The sequence below is a fragment of the Bacillus sp. SIMBA_005 genome (genome assembly GCF_046535585.1).
Taxonomy (GTDB): domain Bacteria; phylum Bacillota; class Bacilli; order Bacillales; family Bacillaceae; genus Bacillus; species Bacillus pumilus.
The window spans coordinates 1-310 of sequence record NZ_JAWRWI010000181.1; the positions used below are offsets into that span (position 1 = coordinate 1).

Below are 310 nucleotides of genomic sequence, written 5' to 3' on the forward strand. Positions count from 1 at the left end.
CTGGAGAGTATGGCAGAGGTTTTGATGTAGTCGCCAAAGAGGTGCGAAAACTTTCTGTAAGAGTAGAGCAGTCGATTTCAGAGGTGAAAGAAAATGTGGAAGGGATTGTACGCGAGATTGGGCAAGTAACAGAAAGCATCACGCGAATTTCTGAAGAAATTGAAAAAACGAATGGACAAATTACTGTGACGACGAGTGATTTTGCTGAAATCGCTTCTGCAGCAGAGGCTTTAGATGAACGGTCTAAACAATTTATTGAAATAATTTAAAAGATGCCTGAGGCAAATGGTCATGATATGAACATTGCCTT

Annotated in this window: 1 protein-coding gene; it reads left to right on the forward strand. The window is 40.3% G+C overall.

What is annotated here, in order from left to right; all coding sequences use genetic code 11:
- Positions 1–269: methyl-accepting chemotaxis protein (locus SB660_RS19665; protein ID WP_410583943.1), on the forward strand; the 269-nt coding region annotated here is incomplete at its 5' end.
- Positions 270–310: the final 41 nt, after the last annotated feature.